The organism is Halorubellus litoreus (assembly GCF_055378595.1).
On sequence record NZ_AP043836.1, the window covers coordinates 2,322,638 to 2,345,623 of the forward strand.

Here is a 22,986-nt window from a genome sequence, read left to right on the forward strand (position 1 = left end):
CGTCCCGACCTGAGTACGTTCGCTGACCCTTCTTCGGAGTTTCGCGTGCTTCGATAGCGGTGGCGTTCCAGAACGCCCAAACCGTTCGTCCGCGAACCCGGAGTCGAGATGAACGAGTGCGTCCTCGCCGCGTTCGCTGTCGAACGCGGCTCGCGTCCGGACCACGGTTCGCGTCCGGACGGCGGCGAGCGACCGCCACCGGCGGTGGTGGTGGCGCGATGACGGGTCGCGTTCGCGGTGCGCTCGCGGCGGCGGCGGGCGCGCTCGGGTTCCTGACGCGCGTGCCGGTGGGTCGAGACGGCGACGCGTGGGCGGCGTTCACCGCCGCGCCGGCGGCCGCGGTCGTCCCCGGGTACGTCGTGGGCGCGCTCGCGGCGGTCGTCGTCGCCGCGCCGCTCGCGGTCGCCTCCGACCTGCCCGTGGCGTCGGTCGCGTTCGCGTACGTCCTCGCGGTGTACGCGCTCGTCGGCGTCAACAACCTCGACGGCGTTGCGGACTGCGGGGACGCGATGGTCGTCCACGGCGACCGCGACCGCCGGCGCGAGGTGCTCGCGGACACGACGACGGGCGTCGGCGCGCTCGCGGCCGTCTCCCTGGTCGTCGCCGGTCTCGCGCTGGGAGCGGTCGCGGTCGCCGGAACGGCCCCGTTCGTTGCGGTCGCGGTCGTCCTCGCGGCGGAGGTCGGTGCGCGCGTCGGCCTCGCGGCGCTCGCCGCGTTCGGCTCCGCGCCCCACGACGGCCTCGGGAGCGCCATCACCGAGGGCGCCGGCGTCGGGACCGCGGTCCTCGCGCTCGCGCTCGCCGGACCTGCGGTCGCGTGGCCGCTCCTGGCCGCCGGTTCCACGTTGGCCGGTGCGGCGAGCGGTGCGGTCGCGGTCGCCGCGGCGGGAGCGTTCGCGGGCGCACTCGCCGGGACCGCCGTCGTCGGCGCGTGGGCGACTCGTCGCCTCGGCGGCCCGAACGGCGACGTCTTCGGCGCGGCGACCGAGGTCGCGCGCGTCCTGGGGCTCCACGCGGGGGTGTTAGCGTGGACGCTCTCGTGATGTGCGGCGGCGCGGGTACGCGCCTCGACGCCGACGTGGAGAAGCCGCTGTTCGCGGTCGCGGGGCGTGCGATGGTCGACCGCGTCGTCGACGCGCTCGCCGCGGCGGACGGCATCGAGGACGTCTACGCCGCGGTGTCGCCGCAGACGCCGCGGACCCGCGAGCACCTCGCCGCGCGCGACGACGTCACCGTCGTGGACACGCCCGGCGACGGCTACGTCGCGGACCTCGACGCCGCGCTCGACGTCGTCGGCCGGCCCGCGGTCACCGCCGCCGCGGACCTGCCGTTGCTCGCGCCAGAGCACGTCGACCGCGCGCTCGCCGCCCGCGAACGCATCGCTCGCGAGGACGGTGCTGGCGGCGACGCCGCGGACCCGACCGGGTCGCTGTCGGTCTGCGTGCCCGTCGCGCTCAAGGAGCGCCTCGGTGCGAGCGTCGACACCGCGTTCGACGGGCTCGCACCGACGGGCTTGAACGTCGTCGACACTGGAGGAGAGAACATGCATACGACCTACGACGCTCGACTGGCCGTGAACGTGAATCGACTCGGGGACGCCGACGTCGCCGCCGCGCTCGCCGCGGCGCCCGGGGACGCCCCGGTTCGCGCGAGCGACGGAACGACGGACGACGCCGTGGAGGGCGACCGATGAGGCTCGTGCTCGCTGCGGGGTCGACGGAGACCGCGCGCATCGAGGGACTGAGTGCCGCGGGCGCGGACCCGGAGGCGATGGCGTACACGCCGAGCGCGGACGCGGAGGTCCTCGCGTACGGGGACGTCGTCCGCGCGCCGTCGGTACCGGTGTCGCCGACGGGGACGCCGACGCCCGCGATCGTCACGCGCGCCGCCCAGGAGGTCGTCGGGTTCGACGTGACGGTCGTGGACGCGGGGCTCGCGGAACCGACGGGTGCGCCGACCGTCTCGGTCGGTGCGCGGCCCGGCGAGGACGTCCGCGAGGCCGACCCGGTGCCGACCGCGCCCGGGGCGTTCCTCGCGGCGCGCGGCGTCGGGCGGTCGCTGCCCGACGACCACCTCGTGCTCGCCGAGACCATCCCCGGTGGGACGACGACCGCGCTCGGCGTGCTGCGCGCACTCGGCGAGGACGCTGCGGTGTCGTCGTCGCTCCCGACGAACCCCATCGAGCGCAAGCGCGAGGTCGTCTCGGAGGGGCTCGCGGCGAGCGGCCTCGAAGCTGGCGACTGCGAGAACGACCCGCGTGAGGCGACCCGGCGGATGGGCGACCCGGTGCTCGCGACGCTCGCCGGCGTCGCGACGGGCGCGCTCGCCGCCGGGAAGCGCGTGACGCTCGCGGGCGGCACCCAGCAGCTCGCGGTCGCCGCGCTCGCCCGCCACGACGGCGCGACCGGCCCGCTCGACGTCGCGACGACGAGCTACGTCGCTGACGACGACGCGGTCGCGTTCCGCGAGACCGCCCGTCGCCTGGACTGCGAGCCGACCGTGACCGACCCGCAGTTCGACCGCGCGCACGTCGGCTTCGGCGGGTACGTCGACGGGGAGGCGAAGGAGGGCGTCGGCATGGGCGGGGCGCTCGCGCTCGCGAACGCCACCGGGGACCTCGGGGCGGTCCGCGACCGCGCCGGCGAACTCTACGACCGCCTCGTCGGCGACGCCACCGCGGGAGGGGAGTCGTGACGCGCTCGCCGGGGGAGGTGACGGGGCGTGCGCCCTGACGCGGTCGACGCGGCCGAGCGCGTCCCGCACGGGGGGACGCGCGACCCGGACGTCCTCGAGTTCTCCGCGAACGTCAACCCGGAGCGGCCCGACGGCGTCCGCGCGGTCTACGAGCGCGCGCTCGACGACGCGACCCGGTATCCCGACGACGCGTACCCCGCGTTCCGGGACGCCGCAGCGGACTACGTCAGCCGTGGGACCGCTCGCGGAATCGGTCGCGAGCACGTCGTCCCGACGCCCGGTGGGCTCGCCGCGCTCCGGTTGGCGTTCGCGACGACGCTCGACCCCGGCGACCGCGTGCTCGTGCCGGCGCCGTCGTTCGGGGAGTACGCTCGCGAGGCCGACCTGCAGGGCGCGACGGTCGACCGCGTTGCGCACGACGCCGTCGTCGACCTCGACGCTGGCGCGCTCGCCGACGCCCGACTGGTCGTCGCGTGCAACCCGAACAACCCCACGGGGGACGTGTACGACCACGACGCGCTGTGCGCGCTCGCCGCGCGCTGCCGTGACGCCGGGACGACCCTGCTGGTCGACGAGGCGTTCCTCGGGTTCACCGACGAACCCTCGATGGCTGGCGAGCCCGGCGTCGTCGTCGCGCGCTCGCTCACGAAACTGTTCGGGCTCCCCGGGCTCCGCGCCGGGTTCGCGGTCGCCACGGGCCGCGAGCGCGACCGGCTCCGGACCGCCCGCCGCACGTGGAACCTCGGTGCGCCCGCGGCCGCGGTCGGCGCGCACTGCCTCCGCGACCACGACTTCGTCGCGGATACCCGCGAGCGCGTCGCGGTCGAACGCGACCGCATCCGAACCGGGCTCCCCGACGGCGTCCGCGCGTACGACGACGCGACCGACCGCGACGGCGTTGCGCCGTTCGTCCTCCTCGACGTCGCCGACACCGGCCGCGACGCCGCGGGCGTCGTCGCCGCGTGCCGCGAGCGCGGCGTCGCCGTCCGCGACGCGACGACCTTCGATGGGCTGGACGCGCACGTCCGCGTCGCCGTCCGCACGCCAGCGGAGAACGACGAACTGCTCCGGGTGCTCGCCGAGGTGGTGGACGCGTGAGCGACGACGGGAACGCGCCCCCGTCGGCGGCCGGCGGCGCGGACTCGGATGCGGGGGCGGGCGTCCCGGAGCCGTCGGCGGACGCGCCGTTCTTCGCGGCGACCCGGTGCGAGGACGTCCTCGAGTTCGCGCGCCCCGGCACGGAGTGGCTGTCGACGGGGTGGCGCGGCGGCCGCATGCGTGCGGACGCGGCGTACTCGTGTACGGTCCCGGAGGACTGGCGGTGCGACGACCTCGCGGGGTTCGTCGACGAGCGCCTCCGCGAGCGCGGCGTCGCGCCGGAACGCGTCGCCGCCGCGGCCCGCGGCGACGCACCAGTGCTCCTCACCGGGGTCGCGACCCGGCACGCTCGCGGCGCGCGCCTCGGCCCCGTCGAGGCGTACGCGACCGCGGGCGTCTCCAACCCCGCCGCGCTCCCCACCGACGACGACGCGCTCCGCGCGCCCGCCACTGACCACGCGGGAGGCGACGGCGACGACGGCCTCCCGGACGGCGAGTTCGTGCCGGGGACGGTGAACGTCGTCGTCGGCACGACCCGCGACCTCGCGCCGGGCGCGCTCGCGAACCTCGTCGCCGTCGCCGCGGAAGCCCGTGCGACGACCCTCCTCGACCGCGTCGGCGTCCCGGGGACGACGAGCGACGCGGTCGTCGCCGCCTGCGACCCCGACGGCGACCCTGCGGCGTTCTCCGGGAGCGCGACGAGGGTCGGGGCCGCCACCCGCGCGTGCGTTCGCGACGCCGTCGCCGCGGCACTCGACGCACGCTACAACGACGCGAGCGAGTCCCCGCCCACGTCGGTCGCGGACGCCCGGTACGGCGTCACCACGGACTCGCGAGCGGCCGTGTTCTCGGTCGAGGACTGAGGTCGTCGCCTCGCTGGGAGGACGACGACGCCGTCGCCGCGATGGACGGCGACGCGTTCAGAACGGCGACGGCCCGAAGACGGCGAGGGCGGCGACGCCGACGAGGAGGCTGTACGTGAAGTTCGCGACGCTCCCGGTGAGGTAGTACGTCGTGTTCTCGGAGTCCATGTCCTGCCAGCGGACGATGGACTTCGCGGTGAACACGAGGCCAAGCGCGGTGTACGCGCCCGTGAGGACGAGCGTCAGGACGAGCGCGTTCTCGACCTTCCCGATGGCGCGGCCGGTGTCGGCGTCGCCGGCGTCGCTGTCGGTGCCCGCGAACCGGAGCGCCCAGCGGACGACGTACCCGCTGGTCGCCCAGAGGAACGCGCCGGCGGCCGCGAACCCGGCGTACCGATGGAGGGGGACCCCCGAGAGGTCGAGGGGCCACGCGGTCCACGCGAGCGCTGCGAACACCGCGAGCGACGCGACCAGCAGCGTGCCGCGGGCGACGCGCCAGGACGCTACCACGTGTCGTCACCGCCGACAGCGGCGAACGCTGCTTCGAGCGTGTCCTCGACGGCGTAGACGGTCGCGGCGCGCGTCCGGTCGAGCGTCTTCGACACCATCTGGACGGAGACGTCGAACGCGTCGGCGACCGCGGTCATCGTGTCCGCGTCGCGGTACGCGGTGACGAACGACCGCTGGCGGGGCGTCCACGTGCTCGTCCACAGCGAGAGCAGGTCGAGCTGGTCGCCGAGGACGGCGGCGAAGACGTCCGGGACGTCCGCGAGCGAGACGCGGACGTAGCGGTCGTCGGCGGCGGCGGCCTGCAGGCACTCGTCGGCGCGGTGGAACGCGGGGCCGTCCATCGCGGCGACGGCGTCCGCGTCGGGGGCGACGTCGACGGCACCCCACGCGAGGCCGACGCGGAGTTCGATGGGGTGGAGGTGTTCGACGAGCGCGCGCAACGCTGGCACGACCGCGCCCGGTTCGTCGAGGACGCCGCCGACCTCGTCGACGCCCTTGAGGACGGCGAACGGTGCGACGATGGCGTCGCCGGCGGCGTCGGTTGCGGCGGCGACCGCGGCTTCGAGCGTCTCGCGGACGTCCTCGCGGTCGTCGAGGTTTCGGGAGTCGACGACGTCGCCGAGGACGACGCAACGACGGACTGTCATCGTCCGAAGGCTCAACCTCGAACGGGTTAAAAGCACTCTTTCAACCATTAGTGGTTGATTTTTTGGCGTGGGTGGGCGTGGGATGGCCGTCGGCGGGGTGCGACGAGGCCGCCCCGACGGCCTTCGATTACCGTACGTGCTCGGATTCAGCCATAACCGTTGGTTGAATAATCAGGCCCCGGCCATAAACTATAGGTCCCCGTGGACAGTGATTTCGTTCAGTCGAGGGGTGGACTCTCGACGTGTCACACGGTCCGTTCGAGACGGATCGGCCGGCTTCCCCCCTTTGTCGGCCGTCCTCCCGTCGACCCCGAGGGTGGGGTCGCCTTTCTTTCGCGTACCGAAACCGCTTAGCAACTCCGCGAGCGACGACGACGCATGGTCGAAGCCATCGCCGTCGCGAGCGGGAAGGGCGGCACCGGGAAGACGACCGCCACGCTCGCCCTCGGGATGGCGCTCGCCGACGACGGCCACGACGTCACCGTCGTCGACGCCGACACCGGCCTCGCGAACCTCCTCTTCCACGCCGACCTCGAAGACGCCCCCGTCACGCTCCACGACCTCCTCCTGGGCGACCACGACGTCGCCGTCGCGGACGCCACCTACGAGCGCTTCGGGATGCGCGTCGTCCCCTGCGGCACCGACCTCGGCGACTTCGAGGCCGCCGACCCCGACCGGCTCGCCGACGTCGTCGCCGACCTCGCCGCCGACACCGACGTCCTCCTGCTCGACTCGCCCGCCGCACTCGGGTCGAAGTCCGCCGTCCTCCCCATCGTCCTCGCCGACCGCATCGTCGTCGTCCTACAACCGACGATTCCCGCACTCAGCGACGGCCTGAAGGTCCACGAGTACGCGCAAGCGTACGGCACCGAGACCGCCGGCGTCTGCTACAACCGCGTGCACGACCCCGACGACGTCGACGCCGTCCGCGACCAGACCGAACGGTACTTCGACGCGCCCGTGCTCGCGAGCGTCCCCGCCGCCGACGTCGTCCGCGAGGCGCGCGCCGCCGGCGAACCGCTCGTCGCGCACGCCCCGGAATCGCCGCCCGCAGAGGCGTTCCGGGCGGCCGCGTCGCGCCTCGACCCCGCGGACGGCGACGAGGACGCGGTCGCCGACCGGTTCGCGAGCGCCGTCGTCCCCGACCGCCCATGAGACTCCCAGAGGGCGACGTCGTCGCCTCGCGCGTCCTCGACGACCACGAGCGCGCGCTCCGCGCGGCACTCGACGAACGCCTCACGGGCTACCTCGTGCTCGAACCGAGCGCGACGCTCCTCCTCGGCGACGACGGCGCGGGCGTCCTCACCGTCCGCGACGGCGTCCCCGTCCTCGCGTCGCACACCGGTACCGAGCGCGGTGGCGCGGACGCGCTCGCTGACCTCGCCGGCCCCGGCCCCGTGAAGGCGGAACGTCGCGCGGTCGACCCGGACGCGCTCGCGGACGTGCACGACGCCGACGGCGCGGACGCGCTCGCGGTCGCTCCCGGCGAACCGGCGCGCGTCCTCACCGGCGACCACGACCTCGCCGCCGCCGCCCGCGACCGCGCCCAAGCCGACCACCCCGGGCACGACGCCGCGGACGACCCCCTCGAATCGTTCCTCGAGAACGAGGACCGCGTCGAACAACTCCGCGAGGACGCCCGCGCCGAGGCCGAACGCCGCGCCGAGGAGTGGGGGTTCGTCGACGAGCTCTCCTGACCGCGCCGCCGCGGACCGACCGAAGGTCCTGCCGACGTCGAGGCTCGAACCGGCGGCAGAGCGGTCCCGCCGATATCGAGGCTCGAACCGGCGGCAAGGTACTTGTGAATCCGTTCCCTGGTACGTATCGAATGCAACTGGCGGACTTCGTCGACGAACTGGACGCCCCCAGCGTGTCCCTCACCGTGGTGAACGTGAGCGGGGCCGGGAACGAGCACGTCACTGGGATGTTCGAGGACCTCTTCGAGCGCCAGCCGGTCGACGTGGAGACCGCGCTCACCGACGGCGGCGAGGAGAACCTCGTCGTCCTCACGCGCGACGGCGAGCGCGTCGCGGAGTCCGAACTCGACGACGTCGGCGACGCGGTCCTGTTCGTGAACTCCGACATCTACATCACCGGGTCCCGGGAACTCGCCGACGTCGAGACGCCCGCGGTGCTCGCGGAGCTCGCCGACGTCCCGTTCAACGCAGAAGGGTACCCGTCGACGCGCAAGGAGAAGTTCCTCCTCATCGAGATATCGCGGTTCATCGAGGCGCTCGCGTACCGCGAGGGCGCGGGCCGCATCCACTCGGGGTTCCAGCGGCTGTCACGCATCGACGACGAGAAGGGCACGAAGACGGTGTACGAGACGCTCGCCGAGACCGACCTCGACGCGAACGTCTACGGCGTCGGCGACTGGACGCCCGAGAGCTCGCTGTCGGCGCACTCGAACCATCCGAACCTGGACGCGGTCTGGTTCGTCGTGTTCGTCCCACCGGACGGGTCGGACGCCGACCACGCCGCGCTCGTGTGCGTCGAGGACGACGACGGCCACTGGCGCGGGTTCTGGACGTTCGACCGTGACCGCGTCCGCGACATCGAGTCCTACGTCAGCGACGCGTACCAGGCCTGACCTCGTGCTCGCGACGCCGGCGACTGGCCCGCAGCGGGGCCGCCGACGGTGACGTTCCCGTCGCTCCCGGTCGCGGTCGCCGAGTCGACGAACGACCCCGGGCCGGTGAATACGACGACGGTCTCGGGCGAAACGCGCACGAGCCGTATCCGGGTGTCGTCGACCGTCCACCCGCCGTCCGACCGGGGACTGCGGGCGTTCGTCGCCGCGCCGAAGGCGTCGACGAACTCGGTCGCGTTCGCGGCGTCGTCCCACCGGAGCGTCCACGCGAACGCTCGCTCGCTCCCGTTCGAGAACGCGACGAGTTCGTCGTTCCCCCAGCCCGCCGCGCCACGGGCAGCCTTCGGTTCGGCGAGTTCGCTCGCGAGCACGACGCGCGCGAACAGCTCGCCGCGCGTCTCGCGCTCCTCGACCGACCACGCGTCCGCGTCGACCGTCACCGACAGCGGCTTCGGTGGCTCCGACCCGGGTTCGAGGCCGTGGATGAGTTCCTCGGTCGTCTGCGGTGGCTCCTCGTAGAGCCGCCAGTGATCGGCGGGCGAGTCCACGCGTTCGGCGACGTACTCGCGCCCGAAGTGGTACGGCGCCCACGCGTACTTGCCGGCGGGCGACGCGTTCCGGTAGCCGTCGGTCTCCGCGACCACGGCGGCGCGACTCCGGTTCTCGTAGCGCGCGAGGTACTCGAGGGCGACGTACGACGCCGCGCCTTCGACGACGGCGGCGGCGGCGCGATGCCGCTGGTACGCGTCCGAGAACGTCGTGTCCCACGTCGGGGTGTCCTGGATGCGCGCGAACTGCGCGTTGTGGACGTACTCGTGGACGACCGTGAACTCGAGGTCCGTCCTGGACTCGGTCCCCGAGAGCGCGAGGCTGAGGCCGGTGCGGGTCTCTCGCGAGAAGTTCGAGGACTCGCGGGCGTCCATGAGCGTCAGCGCGAACGGGTCCGAGACGGTCGGCTGCCAGGGCGTCGCCGGCCGGTAGAGGTATATCTGGCTCGGCGGGTCGACGGGGTCGTCGAGCCCGAGGAGCGTCATCGTCCGCGCGTACGTCTCGTTGTGGTCGAACGGCAGCGTCCCGTTCCCCCGGACCGGAATCCGGAACGACGCGGTGTCGTTCCCGTCGTGGTCGCCGGGCGTGGTGGTCGACTCGCGGTCCGTCGTCGCCCGCGTCGTGGGTGCGTCCGTCGTCGAAGGGGGTGCGGTGGTTGCGGTCGCGTTCGTCGCGGGGGCCGCGTCCGTCGGCCCCGGGGCGTCGGTGGTCGTCTGGGCGTCGGTGGTCGTCGGAGCGCCGCTACAGCCCGCGAGGGCGACGAGCGCGACCAGGGCGAGGGCGACGACTCCGGAGCGTGTCGTCGCGAACGGCGACGTCGCGGCTCGTTCGGTGGCGGTGCGACTGGGTGGAGGGCTCGAACCGCGCCGGAACATGGCGGACGGTCGAAATTCCGGCGGGACCGTCATATAGCCGCCCCCTGACTCGACCGTCGTTCAGACGGCTATCTTCCCGGCGACGTACGCGAGGCTCGCGAGGAGGCTGAGCGCGCCGAGGGGGACGAGCCACGCGAACAGCGAGACGAGCGCGCCGCTGGCGGTGACGCCGACGGCGAGGAGGACGACGGGCCCGCAGCACGCGGTCCCGGAGAGGAGCGCGGGGACGGCGGCGAGGACGCCCGCGCCAGTGTCGATGCCGCAGGCTTTCGGTTGGACGACCGCGAGGTACGTGAGCGCGAGGTTCGCGCCGACGAGCGCGGCGAGCCCGGTACCCAGAAGGAGGTCGCCGGGGGCGAGCAGGACGCGCGCGAGGCCGAGGTCGACGAGCGCGAGCGGTTCGAAGCTCACCGGGCCGGTTCGCGCGAACAGCTTGCCGAGCGGGTCGCTGGCGACAACGACGTCGAATCCGACCGGGCGACCGACCGAGAGGGCGCCGGTCGCGACCATGTACACGAGGAGGTACGCGAGGGTGCCGCCCCCGAACGCGAGGCGACCGTCGCGACGCGAGCGAACGAGGCCGAGCGCGCGCCGGGTGCGACTCGCGACGCGGCGCGCACGCCGCGGCACCGACCGCGTCACCGTCGCCTCGCTCATCGCGGGGTTCCCCCGGGTTCGCTGGTCGCGTCCACCTCGGCATCGCTCATCGTGCACGCACCTCGCTCGGGGACTTGGCGTCCTCGTCCGCGAGCACGAACTCGCTGTCCGGGTAGAACGCGTACCACGCGAAGAACATCGCGTCGAAGCTCGGGAGCCGCTCGAGCGGGAGGTCGCCGGCAGCGACCCGCTCGCCGCCGTCGACGCGGTAGCGGTCGCCGTCCGCTTCGACGCTCGCGCCGTCGGGGTTCGCGTACGCAACGCCCGCCGCGAACGCGGGATCGTACACGAGGACGACGTCGAGCGACCCGGCGCTCCCCGCGGCGACGCGCTCCCGGCGGAGCACGGCCTCGGACGCCGCGAACGCACCGTCGCCCGAGCGGACGCCGTGCACGACCGCCTTCGGCTCCAGGCGGTCGCTCTCGCGGATCGGCGCGAACAGGAAGTTCGTGGACTCGTAGTAGCCGCGCGTCGGGTTGTAGTCGCCGTACGGGTCGCGGCCGTAGTTCCGGACGTGCCCGGTGTCCTCGGTGAGCACCTTGCCGTCGGGGTTCGCGGCCTGCCACCGCTCCCACGTCGTCCACGTCGTCGGTACCTGCCGGAGGCTCGCACCCTCGAAGTCGCCGTCGATGGCGGTCCCGATGACCTGCGGCCACCGCGAGTCCGTCGCGCGGTCGTACATCACGAGGTTCGAGTTCACGAGCCGCCCGCTGACGCCGAACTCGACGTCGCCGCGCTCGAACGCCATCGCGGTTCCCGTGAGCGGACAGTACGTCACCGCGAGCGGGCGGCCGCCGACGACGTCGTTCGCGATCTCGTGCCAGACGAGGACGTACTGCGGGTACGCCTTCGCGTCGCCGTCGACCTCGACGCCGAACACGGGCATCCCGGGGTTGATGCGGTCGCCGACGTCGCTTACGGGCTCGAACTCGGGGTCGTCGACGCTCGGGATACCGTCCTTGCCGGGGCCGCCGCCGACGACGTTCTCGCGGAGACGCTTCGCGGAATCCGGGACGTGGAAGGGCTCCTCGCGCGTCGGGAGGCCGACGTCCGCCGGGGTCGAGGACGGGTCGGTGCCGCCGGACGTGGCGGTTCCATCGCCGCCGGTGGTCTCGCCGCCGCGGGTCGAGCCGCTGCCGTCGCTCGAATCGAGGCAGCCCGCGAGCCCGCCCGCGGCGAGGCTCGCGGTCGCGGCGAGCACGGACCGTCGGGTTCTCGATTGCACGACAGCCAGTAGCACCCGTACCTGAAAAGCCCTACGTGGCTCGTGCACGACTCACGCACGAGGGCTCGCCGCCACGTCGCGGTCCAGGACGCAACCGGGGTCACCCGGAACGGCTAGGGAACAATCATAGTGACGTGGCGTCGAGATGACTGGTAATGTTCGGTCACCAGGAGCAGGTGACGGTCCGCGAGCTCATGACGCGGAACCCGGACGCGGCGGGGGCCGGCGCGAGCGTCGCGGACGTCCACGACTGGCTCGTCGAGAACGGGTACACCGCCGCACCGTTGCGGCGCGAGGACCCGCCGTACCTCTACGTGACTCGGGACGACCTCGCGGTCGTCCGCGAGGAATCACCCGACGACAGGGTCTACGAGCACGCCGACCGCATCGACCTCTCGAACCTCCTCTCGCCCGACCTCGGGTTCGAGGACCTCGTCGTCGAACTCGAGGCCGAGCCGTTCTACTTCGTCGGCTGGCACGGCCGGGTCGCGGGCATCGTCACGCGCTCGGACCTGAACAAGCCCGCGGCGCACGCGTTCCTCTACACGCGCATCGGCGAACTCGAGATGCGGCTCCGGGACCTCGTCGACGCGGAGGCGAACTGGCAGGGGACGCTCTCGATGCTGCAACGCGAAGGCGCAGGCAAGACATCCGAGTACGACGCGGTCATCGAGGAGTTCGAGTCGTACGCGGACGCGGACCTCCAGCTCCGCGAGATAGATTACACGACGTTCTGGCAGCTCCAGCAGGCCGCCGTCGAGTGCGACGCCGTCGTCGACTGCCTCGGGTACGACGACGGGGAGGCGGTCGCCGACGCGCTCACAGACGTCCGCGACCTCCGGAATCAGGTCGCGCACTACGGGAACGTCGTCCACCACATGGGGACCGAACTCCTGGACTCCGGGCGGAACGTCCACGAACTCGAGGAGACGTACGCGGAGATCGCGGGGATGCTCGACGCACTCACGGCGTGGGCGGCCGACGAGGGCGTCGACACGACGCGGCGCGCGCACGCTCCCGTCGAGGACTGACTGACTGCGACGGTGGCCGCGTTCTCGAGAGTGACACTGACCGACTGACTGACTGCGACGGTGGCCGCGTTCTCGAACGGCCGTTGCGGGCGTCGCGTCGCTCGGGTTCGAGTCGGCGTCGTGCGTCGAAGGCGTTCGCTGGCCGAAGCGCATTACTGTCCCCGGGTCGTCCGCGAACGTGTGATAGCCGTTCGTCGGGCGTCCTCGCGTCGTCGCGCCTGCGCCTCCCGCGCCGCGACGGGGCCGCCCACCACAGTCGTGCCTGCGCCACGCGCGGACCGACACACCCACCTCCACCGGTACACTCACCCCCACCGGTACACTCACCCCCACCGGTACACTCACCCCCACCGGTACACTCACCCCCACCGGTCGAGTTCGACGCGGAGGCGATGACGGGATGGTCGACCACGCCATCGAGACCGGCACGCCGACCGTGCTCGTCGCCGACGCCGACCTCGAGACGGCGCTCGCGGGCGCGCCCATCGAGAACTCGACGTTCACGCTCGACGTCCGTCGCGTCCACCCGTCCACCCTCCTGGAAGACGTCGACGCGGGGACCGCGGACTGTCTCGTCCTGACCCCTACGGCGCCGTGCGATCCGACCGACGTCGCCCCCGACTTCCCCGTCGTCTACTACGATACCGCCGACGGACGCGACCCCGGTCGCGTCCGCGACCTCGCCACGACCGACGGCGTCGACTACGTTCCCGCGAGCGCCGACCACGAGCACGCGCTACTGCGCGCTCGCGTCACCGACCGCATCGCCGCGGAACGCGTCCGCGAGGACCGCGACATCCGCGCCGCCGCGATGGACCAGGCTGGCGTCGGCATCACGGTCGCGGACGCCGACGACCCCGACGAATCGCTCGTGTACGTCAACCGCGGGTTCGAGACCATCACCGGCTACGCGGCCGCGGACGCGCTCGGGCGGAACTGCCGGTTCCTGCAGGGCGACGACACCGACCCCGAGGGGGTCGCGGCGCTCCGCGCCGCCATCGACGAGGACTACTCGGAGACCGTGGAACTCCGGAACTATCGCGTCGACGGGACGCGGTTCTGGAATCGAGTGACGGTCGCGCCCGTGTACGACGACGGCGACGTCACGCACTACGTCGGCATTCAGGACGACGTCACCGAGCAGGTGGCCGCCCAGCGCGCGCGCCGCCGGATGGTCGAACTCACCTCGAACCCCGAGATGGACTTCGAGGCGAAGGTCGAAGCGCTCCTCGAACTCGGGTGCGAGCGCTTCGACGTCGACGTCGGGTTCCTGTCGGCGATCGACGACGAGTTCGAGGTCGTCGCCGCGGACAGCGCGCACCCGGGCCTCCAGCCGGGCGCGACCGAGCCGATGTCGACGACGTACTGCCGGCGCACAATCGCCGCCGAGGAGACGCTCGCGGTCGCGGACGCCGCCGACGAGTGGCGGGACGACCCGGCGTACGAACGCTGGAACCTCGCGTGCTACGTCGGCACGAAGGTCGAGGTCGACGGCGAGCTGTACGGGACGCTCTGTTTCGCGGACACCGAGCACGCCCGCGAGTTCACGGACGCGGAGAAGACGTTCGTGGAACTCCTCGGGACGTGGGTGCGGTACGAGCTGGAGCGCCACGAGCGCGAACGGCGGTTGGAGCGCGAGAACGAACGGCTCTCGGAGTTCGCGAGCGTCGTCAGTCACGACCTCCGGAACCCGCTCGGGGTCGCGCAAGGCCACCTCGAGGTGCTCGCCGCGGGCGACGCGGACGACGCGACCGTCGACGAGATCGCGACGAGCCTGGACCGCATGGCGGCGCTCATCGAGGACGTCCTGACGCTCGCGCGAGACGGCGAGGTCGTCGACGACCCCGAACCGGCGTCGCTGCCCGCGACCGCGACGGAGGCGTGGCGCGTCGTCGACGCGCCCGACGCCGAACTCGACGTCGACCGGGACGCCCCGCACGTGCTCGCGGACCCCGAACGCCTCCGAACGGTGTTCGAGAACCTGTTCCGGAACGCCATCGAACACGGCGACGCCACGCGCCTCCGCGTCGGCGTCGACACCGCGAGCGCGCTCCTGTTCGTCGACGACGACGGCACCGGCATCCCCGACAGCGAACGCGACGACGTCTTCGAGCACGGGTTCACGACGAACGACGAGGGCACCGGGTTCGGGCTCGCCATCGTCCGCGAGATCGCGGACGCGCACGGCTGGACCGTCTCGCTCGGCGAGAGCGAATTCGGCGGTGCGCGCTTCGCGTTCCACGGCGTCGACGTCGTCGAGGAGTGACGACATCGTCACTGGCGGCGGGTCGGGGTCGTCCGTCAGAAGTGGTGGCATGGGGTCGACCCGTGGCGAGGTCGACCGCGTGTGGTTCGCGGCCGCGGACCGACGCGCGTCGGGTGTGGGCCGCGTGCGATGCGATTTCGGCCGCGTGCGACGCGGTTTCGTTTCGGTCGCGTGCGGCGCGGCCGTCGATCTCCGCGATTCGGTGGCGGTCGAAGGCCTCAGCCTTCGACGCCGCCGAAGCTCAGTCCGTCCTCGATGTACCGCTGCGCGCCGAGGTAGACGAGCATGATCGGGAGCGCGAACGTCAACGCGAACGCCGAGAACTTCGGCCACGGCGTCGAGTACTCGCTCACCAGCAGGAAGAGTCCGACGGGGAGCGTGTACTGGTCGGTCGCCAGGATGGTCTGGGCGACGATGAACTCCGTCCAGCCCGCGAGGAACGTGAAGATGAAGACCGTCGCCAGCCCCGCCTTCGACAGCGGGAGCACGACCTCCCAGACGACCCGGAGCGGGCTTGCGCCGTCGACGTACGCCGCCTCCTCGTAGGACTTCGGGATGCCGTCCATGTACGTCTTCAGGAGCCACGTGTTGAACGGCACCGCGGTCGCGGCGTAGTACACCGAGAGCGCGAGCTTGTTCGCGTCCAGGCCGACCTGCACGAACAGCGCGTACAGCGCGATGAGGCTCGCGATACCGATGCCGCCGCCGACCTGCGTGAACAGCACGTAGCCGTAGAGGAGCTTCCCGCGACCGATGAACTGCCGGCGCGAGAGGGCGTACGCGCCCGGGACGATGAGGCTCATCGCGAGCAACACCGTCGGGACGGCGACCGTCATCGAGTTCCAGAGGTAGCGCTTGAACTCGCTCGGGTACTCGACGCCGTGCGCGCTCGCGTCCAAGAACACGAGCTCCGGCGTCCTGACGAAGACGTCGTACCCGAGGCCCGGAATCGTGACGGAGACCTTGTACCCGGGGAGGATGAGGTCGCCGAGCACCCAGACGAACGTCTGGAGGCTCGGGTCCGTCGGGAGCAGGTTGATGTTCGTCGCGAACAGCGACGCGCTCCCGCCGCTCAGCGCGAGCTTCAGCACCCAGTAGATCGGGAACAGGAGGAGCGAGACGACGACGAGCGCGGTGACCGTCGACACCACGGACATCGCGACGTCCGCCGGGTCGACGTCACCGGTCCGCATCCCGGTGACGGTGTACCGCGTGTGCTCGTACGCGGCTATCGGCGAGTACGCGACCGTCTTCGCGTCGCTCGCGACCGACCGTGCGACGCGCCCGAGGAGACTCATCGGTCACCCACCCCGTCGGCGAGCTTCCCCTTCTTCACGTTCAACCACATGAACGCGCCGATGAACAGGAGCGTCAGCATCATGATCGACGCCGCCTTCCCGTACGCGGGCGACGTGTTCCCGAACGCCTCCGTGTACCCGTAGTGGATGAGCAGCGAGTTCGCCTCGCCCGGGCCGCCGTCGTTGAAGATGAACGGGATGAGGAACTGCTGGAACGACGCCGCGGCCGTGAGTATCCCGCCGAACATCACGGGGCGCTTGATGGCGGGCAGGGTGACGTGCCGGAATCGCGCGAGATAGCCGGCGCCGTCGACCTTCGCCGCGTCGTGGAGCGCGTCCGGGACGTCCTGGAGCGCGCTCACCGTGATGATGACGATGAAGGGATACGCGAGCCAGACCTCCGTGACGTTGTACGTGAGGAACGCGAGCCAGCGTTCGGTCATCCAGCTCACCTTCTCGAACCCGAGGTTCAGGAGGACCTTGTTCGCGAGACTGTACCGGGCGTTGTCGAAGATCTTCGACCAGACCGTGATCGAGAAGACCGCGGGGAGTCCCATCGGGAGGATGACGAGCGACCGCATGAAGCGCTTCCCGCGAGCGCGGTCGCTCGTGAGGACGAGCGCCACCGCGATACCGAACGCGAGCTTGAGTGCGACGCTCGTCGCGACGAACAGCCACGTGACGCCCATGCTGTTCCAGAAGCTCGGGTCCGCGAGGATGGTGACGTAGTTCTCGAGCCCGATGAACTGCTCGTTGCCCGCGTGGATGCTCGTCGGCGGGGCGTTCGTCGCCCGCATGAACGAGAGGTACAGCAGGTACAGGATCGGGTAGAACATGAACGCCGAGAACAGGAACAGGCCCGGGAGGACCAGGAACAGGCCGGCGTTCTCGCGCACCCAGCGCTGGACGCTGCTGGTGCGTTCTCGGTAGTCGGTGCGGTTGGCGTTCTCCATCCCTCTAGCTGTTCCAGTTCTCGCGCACTTCCGTCTCGGCCTGCTCGAGCGCTTTCTTCGGGGTCTGCTGGCCGTTGAACGCGCGCTTGAGTGCGCCGTCGGTCGGCCCCCAGACGCCCTGCATCTTCGGGTTCGTCGGCATCGGGATGCCCTGCGAGACGGCGCTCGCGTACCCGCTCACGGTCGGGGAGAGGTCGTCGCTCTCCGCGAGCTCCTTGTGGACGGGGATGTACGCGTGCTCGTCGGCGAGGCCCTTGAGGACGTCGGGGTTCGTGGTGTACCACTCGATGAACTCGCGGCTCGCGGTCGCGTTCGCGTCCTTCCCTTCGCCCATCTGCTTGGAGAAGAACAGGAGCTTGACGCCCGTGTACGGCGACGGTTCGTTGCCGTCGACGGTCGGGAACGACGTGACGTCGAGGCTGACGCCGGCGTCGCGCGCGCCGCCGAGGAACCACGGGCCGTTGATCGCGAACGGTGCGCGACCCTGTTTGAACGCCTCCGCCTGTGCGCCGTAGTCAGGCGAGTCCGGCATGTACGGCGCGAGCTGGTTCACGATGAACTCGAGGCCGTCGACCGTCTCCTGGTTCGTGAGGCCGAGTTCGTCGTTGGCGTCGTCGTAGTAGAACCCGCCGAAGGCGTGCATCCACGCGCTCTGGAAGTACGAGTTCACGGGGTAGCTGAGGCCGTACTTCCCGTCGCTCGGTGCGTGGTAGTCGTCCATGATGCTCTTCATCTCCTCGAAGGTCTCCGGCGGTTCGTCGACGATGTCGGTGTTGTAGACGAGGCCGACGGTCTCGGCGGCGTAGGGGAGGCCGACGGTCGCGCCGTCGAACTGCGTCGCGTCCGCGCCGGTCGACGTGAAGTACTCGTCGGGGTCGACGCGGAGGTCGTCGCTGGCGTCGACGACCCACCCGTTCTGGTAGTACTTGCCCGCCCAGTCGTGGGCGTGGTCGAACGAGTGCGGGCCTTTGCCGGCGGGGATGGCGGTCTCGGTCTTCGTGCCGAGTTCCGCGATCTCGCTGGGTTTGACCTGCTGGTCGTACTCGCCGTTGAACGTCTCGATCTGGGCTTCGAGGCTGCGTTTCTCGGCTTCGCGGCGTGCGTGCCAGAGTTCGGCGGTGCCGCCGGAGTTCTCGGGTTCGACGACGCTGAGTCCCTCTTCCTCGGTGGTCGTGGTGGACTCGTCGCCGGAGCCGCCGTCGCCGGAGTTGCCGTCGCCGCCGTCGCCCTCGGTGGGTGCGCTGGTCTCGGTCGTTTCGGAGACGCCCACGCAGCCCGCAACGCCGGTGAGCGCGGTCAGTGCTGCCGTCTTCTTCAGGAACTCCCGTCTCTGGTCACTCATGCCTGAATCTATGATGAAATATGTGTTCGCGTATTTAGTCCTTTGGGTGCGAACGTCTCACAACCCGCCGGTCCCCTGCTAGCTGCTGTCACCCGCGCTAGCAATCGGGCGGTTCGACCCCCGATACTGGGGGTTCGATGGCGTTCACGTCGGCCGCGGCCACACGGCGCGCCCTCGCGCGCGCATCGAACCCGCGACGCCGACGGCCAGGAACGAGACGGCTGCGACGCTGAGGGGGACGAACGAGACGGCTGCGACCCTGTTGGACTCGAAGGGGAATGCTGTGCGGTCGACGAACTCGCGACCGGCCGAGTCCGGTTACTCGACGTAGGATATCGTCCGCTGGGCGGCCGCCAGGCCGCGGTCGCCGCGCGCGCCCTCGTCCGCGGCGACGACCGTGATGGGGTTGCGACCGCTCTCCAGCGGAATCGTCGCCGCGAACGAACCGTCGCTCGGGTCGACACGTACCGTCTCCTGGGGAGTCCGGACCAAGAGCGTCACGGCTTCGGTCTCACCCGAGAGCTCGACCTCAGCGGTGTCGACGACGCTGTCGGGCCAGTCGACCGAGAGCGCCGGCGGTTCGGGCGCACCATCGTCCTCGACGTACCGACTCGCCGTCGCCCGCGGTCGCTCCACGGGCGTCCCGGCGTCGAGCGACCGGGCGAGACGCACGAACCCGGCCATGCTCCACGCGAGCGGCGTCGCACTCGCCGTGCCTTCCCCGAACTCCCAGCCGTACGCGGTCGACTCCTCGCGGTCCCAGACCTGCTCGGGTATCATCCGGCCGTCGTTCGCGAACCCCTGCATCGCCCGCAGCAGGCGCTCGGGCGCGAGGTCCCCGGACTCGGTGCCGGCGAGCAGCTCGTACTCCGCGCGCTCGCCGGTGAGTATCGGCCAGAGGCGCCCGCGGCCGGCGTGGGTCACCGACCACGGCGTCCCGGGGTCGACGGCGGGGTCCTCGTCGGGACCGCCGGTCCCGACCTCGCCGTAGCCGTCGCCGTTGTACCGGTACCACGCCGGGCCGTTCGGCGTCTCGACGCGGATGGTGTCGTCGACGACCGCCAGCGAGTGCTCGACGACGGGGTGGTCGTGCGGGAGGACGCCGAGGCGGACGAGTTCGAGGAACCCGGCGTCGACGATACCGCGCTCGTCGAGCGTCGGCCCGCCGTTCGCGAGCGACCGCCCCGCGCCGTCGTCAGGGTCGCTGTCGTCCGTAACCCGGAGGAAGTACGGCGTCTCCGCGTCCGGCGACGGCGCGCGCCCCGACCCGCCGTGCTCGCGGTCCGCCGCCGCGAGGTCGCCGTCGGGGTCGATACCGGTCGTCGTCGCGGTCCAGTCGACGACGGATCGCTGCCAGTGGTCGGCGACCGCGCGATAGACGAGCGCGTCCTCGGTGCGACCCTCGCTCGCCGCGAGCCGTGCCGCGGCCGCCAGGCCCGCGACGGTCGCGGCGATGGTGCTCGGCGAGAACCCGTCCTCCTCCTCCCAGCGCTCCTGCTCGGTGCGCGGGCCGCCGTGCACGAGGTACTCCGCCATCGCGCGCGACGCGCCGTAGTCGTAGTCCGCGTCGGCGAACCCGTAGTCGTGGCGGCGCCGGAGCTGGTCGACCATGACGAGCGGGAACGCGATCTCGTCGAGCTGCTCGCCACCCCACCTGGTCCGGCCGTCTACCCACGTGTTCTGCGGGAGGAACCCGTCGCCGTCGTGCTGGAAGGCGAAGACGTACTCGAGGTGCTCGGCGGCGCTCTCGGGGTCGCCGAGCGCGTCGAACGCCGTGAACACCTGGTAGAGGTCTCGCGCCCACACGAAGTTGTAGCCGTGGTCGCCAGCGTCGCGAGCGCTGACCTCCGAGCCCCACGGCACGGAGGGGCTGGCGATGCTCGCCCCGCGATAGGTTTTGTCCTCGACGGCCTTCAGGACCATCGCCGCCGCGTTGTACTGTGCGGCGAGTTCCTCGTCGCTGGCGACGGACTCGGGGACGACGACGTCCGCGATGTACTCGCGCCAGGACGCGACGTACCCCTCGCGAGCGCGCTCGAACCCGTCTCTCGCGGCGGTCGCGGCAACCTCGCTCGCGGCGTCGGCGTCGCCGTCCTCGGCGAACCCGAGCGCGACGGTACGCTTCGCCGCGGTCGCATCGGTCGCGAGCGCGCCGACGAGTTCGAGCACGCCCTCGGCCGCTCCGATCCCTTCGTCTTCATCTTCAGCGCCTGCGTCGGGGAGAACGCCGTCGTCGGCGAACGCGTCGGCGACCGCGCTCGCCTCCTCGAGCACGGCGGCGTCGGCGAACCCGCCGTCGTCGGCGGCGAGCGCGAGCGAGACGACCACGGGTTCGTCGTCGCTATCGCGGACCGCGACGCCGTCCGGGTCCGTCTCGGTCGCGGTGAGGACGTGGCCGCTGCCGTCCGGGACTGCTCGGCGCTCGCCCGCGGTGTGGGCGGCGCGTCCAGAGGGCGTCGGCGCCGCGAGGACGTACAGCGTGAGCGCGTCGCTCGCTTCGAACGCGACGTCGAGGACGACGGCGTCGCGGTCGGGGTCGGCGACGTGCTCGACGGCGAGCGTCCAGTCGTACGCGTCGCCGGTCTCGGTGGCGGTCTGGCGCCACGCGAGCGCTTCGGACGCGGTCGGCTCGACCGTGCGCTCGACGGAATCATCGGTCTCGGGTGGGACGTGCGTGTGGGCGACGTAGCCGTCGCCGTCGGTGACGACGAAGGAGACGTGGCGGGCGTTCAGGCAGTCGACGCGCGGGAAGCGCGGTTCGGTGAGCGCGCCGTCGGTGAGCGTGAACCACGTCTTCGACGGTGCGTCGGCGTGGTGGTCGGCGACGGTGCCGACGCCGTACTTCGTGCCGGTCGTCCACGTCGGCGTCGCCGGTTCGCGGTTCGGCTGGTCGTCGCCGTCGTCGCTCTGGGTTTCGGTCGCGTCGGTGTCGGTGGTGGCTGTGTCTGGCATGGTGGATGGGTCCGTGGTAGCCTCGCCGTCGTCCGTGCCGGCGCAGCCGGCGAGCCCGGCGAGTGCGCCGGTGGAGAGCGCCGAGAGGACGGTGCGTCGGCGCGCCCCTGGGCGTGGCGGTCGAGTCATGGCATGGGAAAGAACCGCACGCTCTAAAAAGACTACGAAATAATCAATCACAAATTCACGAAGTTGCACAAGTCTTTTGTATTGTGACGCACCCACACAGTGTAATGGCTCGCCTTCGCATCGAGAACCTCCGAAAGGAGTACGACACCGGCTCCATCGTCGCCGTCGACGACCTCACGCTTTCCATCGACGACGGCGAGTTCGTCACCGTCGTCGGCCCGTCGGGGTGCGGAAAGACCACCACGCTCCGCATGATCGCCGGCCTCGAGAAACCGACCTCCGGGACCATCTCCATCGGGGACGAGGACGTCACCGCACAGACCGCGCGCCACCGCGACGTCGCGATGGTGTTCCAGAACTACGCGCTCTACCCGCACAAGACCGTCGCCCAGAACATGGGGTTCGGCCTCCGGATGAGCACCGACCTCGACGCCGACGAACGCCGCGAGAAGGTCGAGTGGGCCGCGGACATGATGGACATCACCGACCTCCTCGAGAAGACGCCCGACGAGTTGTCGGGTGGACAGAAGCAGCGCGTCGCGCTCGGGCGCGCCATCGTCCGCGAACCCGCCGTCTTCCTGTTCGACGAACCCCTCAGTAACCTCGACGCGAAGCTCCGGACGACGATGCGCACGGAGATTCAGCGCCTCCAGAACGAACTCGACATCACCGCGGTCTACGTCACGCACGACCAGGAGGAGGCGATGACGATGGGTGACCGCATGGTCATCCTCGACGAGGGCGAACTCCAGCAGGTCGGCGCGCCCACGGACGTCTACGAGAGCCCCGCGAACGCGTTCGTCGGCGGGTTCGTCGGCAGTCCGAGCATGAACTTCGCGGAGGTCGCCGTCGACCGCGACGGCGGCCGGACGACGCTCGTCGGCGACGGCTTCGAGTACCCCGTCAGCGACGCGTTCGCGAGCGCGATGCCCGACGACGACCGGTTCGAGCTCGGTATCCGCCCGGAAAACGTCGCGGTCGACGCCGCGGGCGACGACGGGGGCGGCATCACCGCGACCGTCGAGGTCGTCGAACCCGTCGGCGCGGACAACTACCTCACGCTCGACGTCGCCGAGCACTTCGTCGCGCGCGTCGACTCCAGCATCGAACCCGCACCCGGCGACGAGGTGACCGTGCGCTTCGACGAGGACAGCGTCCAGCTGTTCGACGTCGACAGCGGCGAGACGCACTCGCGCGAGGAACGCCGGAAGCAGACCCACGCCGCCCAGTAGGGTCGACGCGGCGCTCGCGAAGCGAGCCCATCGGTTCCGTTCTCCAGAAGCAGCCCGCGAACAGTCCTCGAACAG

20 protein-coding genes are annotated in these 22,986 nt (G+C 71.6%); 11 read left to right on the top strand and 9 right to left on the bottom strand.

Going from position 1 to position 22,986, the window contains the following annotated elements; genetic code table 11:
• Positions 1-218 precede the first annotated feature (218 nt).
• The 5 genes from ACZ48X_RS15810 to ACZ48X_RS15830 are packed head-to-tail and all read left to right on the top strand — an operon-like array spanning position 219 to position 4,655.
• Positions 219-1,043: an adenosylcobinamide-GDP ribazoletransferase gene (locus ACZ48X_RS15810; protein ID WP_336348792.1), complete on the top strand. Its 825-nt coding sequence runs from the start codon at positions 219-221 to the stop codon at positions 1,041-1,043.
• Positions 1,043-1,693 carry an NTP transferase domain-containing protein gene (locus ACZ48X_RS15815; protein ID WP_336349656.1) on the top strand — a complete coding sequence of 217 codons (651 nt, stop codon included), beginning with the start codon at positions 1,043-1,045 and terminating at the stop codon, positions 1,691-1,693. The genes ACZ48X_RS15810 and ACZ48X_RS15815 overlap by 1 nt, the downstream gene beginning before the upstream one ends.
• Positions 1,690-2,694 carry a nicotinate-nucleotide--dimethylbenzimidazole phosphoribosyltransferase gene (locus ACZ48X_RS15820; protein WP_336348791.1) on the top strand — a complete coding sequence of 335 codons (1,005 nt, stop codon included), beginning with the start codon at positions 1,690-1,692 and terminating at the stop codon, positions 2,692-2,694. Before ACZ48X_RS15815 ends, ACZ48X_RS15820 begins: the two co-directional genes overlap by 4 nt.
• Before the next feature lie 27 nt (positions 2,695-2,721).
• Positions 2,722-3,792 (top strand): threonine-phosphate decarboxylase, encoded by a 1,071-nt coding sequence (locus tag ACZ48X_RS15825; RefSeq protein ID WP_336348790.1) that lies wholly within the window; start codon positions 2,722-2,724, stop codon positions 3,790-3,792.
• Positions 3,789-4,655, top strand: coding sequence for an adenosylcobinamide amidohydrolase (locus ACZ48X_RS15830; protein WP_336348789.1), 867 nt, complete (start codon positions 3,789-3,791; stop codon positions 4,653-4,655). Before ACZ48X_RS15825 ends, ACZ48X_RS15830 begins: the two co-directional genes overlap by 4 nt.
• A gap of 57 nt (positions 4,656-4,712) precedes the next feature.
• Here ACZ48X_RS15830 and ACZ48X_RS15835 read toward each other — a convergent pair whose 3' ends face one another.
• Both ACZ48X_RS15835 and ACZ48X_RS15840 read right to left on the bottom strand, forming a co-directional pair.
• Positions 4,713-5,165, bottom strand: coding sequence for a hypothetical protein (locus ACZ48X_RS15835; protein ID WP_336348788.1), 453 nt, complete (start codon positions 5,163-5,165; stop codon positions 4,713-4,715).
• Complete coding sequence (locus ACZ48X_RS15840) at positions 5,159-5,812, bottom strand: SatD family protein (RefSeq protein WP_336348787.1); 654 nt, start codon at positions 5,810-5,812, stop codon at positions 5,159-5,161. The genes ACZ48X_RS15835 and ACZ48X_RS15840 overlap by 7 nt, the downstream gene beginning before the upstream one ends.
• Positions 5,813-6,190: 378 nt before the next feature.
• On the opposite strand from ACZ48X_RS15840, the gene minD reads away from it, so the two are divergent.
• From minD to ACZ48X_RS15855, 3 genes are all read left to right on the top strand, one after another.
• The gene (gene minD, locus ACZ48X_RS15845) at positions 6,191-6,967 is read left to right on the top strand and encodes a cell division ATPase MinD (protein ID WP_336348786.1); all 777 of its coding nucleotides are present in this window, start codon (positions 6,191-6,193) and stop codon (positions 6,965-6,967) included.
• Complete coding sequence (locus tag ACZ48X_RS15850; protein WP_336348785.1) at positions 6,964-7,509, top strand: DUF8054 family protein; 546 nt, start codon at positions 6,964-6,966, stop codon at positions 7,507-7,509. The genes minD and ACZ48X_RS15850 overlap by 4 nt, the downstream gene beginning before the upstream one ends.
• 131 nt (positions 7,510-7,640) lie before the next feature.
• Positions 7,641-8,402: a histidine kinase gene (locus ACZ48X_RS15855; protein ID WP_336348784.1), complete on the top strand. Its 762-nt coding sequence runs from the start codon at positions 7,641-7,643 to the stop codon at positions 8,400-8,402.
• On the opposite strand, the gene ACZ48X_RS15860 is transcribed toward ACZ48X_RS15855, so the two are convergent.
• The 3 genes from ACZ48X_RS15860 to ACZ48X_RS15870 are packed head-to-tail and all read right to left on the bottom strand — an operon-like array spanning position 8,375 to position 11,708.
• A complete protein-coding gene (locus ACZ48X_RS15860) occupies positions 8,375-9,826 on the bottom strand; it encodes a hypothetical protein (RefSeq protein ID WP_336348783.1) in 1,452 nt (483 codons plus the stop codon). The genes ACZ48X_RS15855 and ACZ48X_RS15860 overlap by 28 nt on opposite strands.
• Positions 9,827-9,886: 60 nt before the next feature.
• The gene (locus tag ACZ48X_RS15865; protein ID WP_336348782.1) at positions 9,887-10,483 is read right to left on the bottom strand and encodes a hypothetical protein; all 597 of its coding nucleotides are present in this window, start codon (positions 10,481-10,483) and stop codon (positions 9,887-9,889) included.
• 46 nt (positions 10,484-10,529) lie between these two features.
• Positions 10,530-11,708 carry a DUF3179 domain-containing protein gene (locus ACZ48X_RS15870; protein WP_336348781.1) on the bottom strand — a complete coding sequence of 393 codons (1,179 nt, stop codon included), beginning with the start codon at positions 11,706-11,708 and terminating at the stop codon, positions 10,530-10,532.
• A gap of 155 nt (positions 11,709-11,863) precedes the next feature.
• On the opposite strand from ACZ48X_RS15870, the gene ACZ48X_RS15875 reads away from it, so the two are divergent.
• Both ACZ48X_RS15875 and ACZ48X_RS15880 read left to right on the top strand, forming a co-directional pair.
• The gene (locus tag ACZ48X_RS15875; protein WP_336348780.1) at positions 11,864-12,739 is read left to right on the top strand and encodes a hypothetical protein; all 876 of its coding nucleotides are present in this window, start codon (positions 11,864-11,866) and stop codon (positions 12,737-12,739) included.
• Between the two features lie 400 nt (positions 12,740-13,139).
• Entirely contained in the window at positions 13,140-15,005 is a 1,866-nt protein-coding gene (locus ACZ48X_RS15880; RefSeq protein ID WP_336348779.1) for a receiver/sensor box histidine kinase, read from the top strand.
• Positions 15,006-15,223: 218 nt separating this feature from the next.
• On the opposite strand, the gene ACZ48X_RS15885 is transcribed toward ACZ48X_RS15880, so the two are convergent.
• The 4 genes from ACZ48X_RS15885 to ACZ48X_RS15900 all read right to left on the bottom strand — a co-directional run bounded on the left by ACZ48X_RS15885 (position 15,224) and on the right by ACZ48X_RS15900 (position 21,679).
• Positions 15,224-16,303: a sugar ABC transporter permease gene (locus tag ACZ48X_RS15885; protein WP_336348778.1), complete on the bottom strand. Its 1,080-nt coding sequence runs from the start codon at positions 16,301-16,303 to the stop codon at positions 15,224-15,226.
• The gene (locus tag ACZ48X_RS15890; RefSeq protein ID WP_336348777.1) at positions 16,300-17,256 is read right to left on the bottom strand and encodes a carbohydrate ABC transporter permease; all 957 of its coding nucleotides are present in this window, start codon (positions 17,254-17,256) and stop codon (positions 16,300-16,302) included. The genes ACZ48X_RS15885 and ACZ48X_RS15890 overlap by 4 nt, the downstream gene beginning before the upstream one ends.
• A 4-nt stretch (positions 17,257-17,260) precedes the next feature.
• Positions 17,261-18,598: a substrate-binding domain-containing protein gene (locus ACZ48X_RS15895; protein WP_336348776.1), complete on the bottom strand. Its 1,338-nt coding sequence runs from the start codon at positions 18,596-18,598 to the stop codon at positions 17,261-17,263.
• Between the two features lie 318 nt (positions 18,599-18,916).
• Positions 18,917-21,679, bottom strand: a complete 2,763-nt coding sequence (locus tag ACZ48X_RS15900; protein WP_336348775.1) for a glycoside hydrolase family 15 protein — start codon at positions 21,677-21,679, stop codon at positions 18,917-18,919.
• A gap of 104 nt (positions 21,680-21,783) precedes the next feature.
• Between ACZ48X_RS15900 and ACZ48X_RS15905 the strand changes: the two genes are divergently transcribed.
• On the top strand, positions 21,784-22,911 hold the full coding sequence (locus tag ACZ48X_RS15905) for an ABC transporter ATP-binding protein (RefSeq protein ID WP_336348774.1): 1,128 nt from the start codon (positions 21,784-21,786) through the stop codon (positions 22,909-22,911).
• The last annotated feature ends 75 nt before the right edge of the window (positions 22,912-22,986 follow it).